The organism is Bacillus sp. Medicinal_06 (genome assembly GCF_056711665.1).
In genome coordinates, this window is sequence record NZ_JBWYHD010000084.1 from 1 (window position 1) to 255 (window position 255).

Consider the following 255-nt stretch of genomic DNA (forward strand, 5'->3'; position numbering starts at 1 on the left):
CGATGATCTTGCTCAATGATATTATTGAGGTGCTTGATTGTACGATGAAAGGTATTTTTGTAAAGACCTATCTCCTTTAATTTTTTGAATGCGGAAGCTAAAGAAGGGGCCTTATCTGTCGTCAGAACCGTTGGTTCTCCAAAAGTTCGAACAAGTCTTTTCATAAAAGCATATGCTGCTTGTGTGTCCCGTTTTTGACGAAGTTGAATATCAAGTGTTTGTCCCTCTTTATCAATTGCTCGATATAAATAACAC

1 protein-coding gene is annotated in these 255 nt (G+C 37.3%); it reads right to left on the reverse strand.

Annotated elements, in window-relative coordinates:
- Positions 1-255 (reverse strand): DDE-type integrase/transposase/recombinase (locus AC1M36_RS28605; protein WP_479846530.1); only part of this gene is annotated, 255 nt, incomplete at both ends.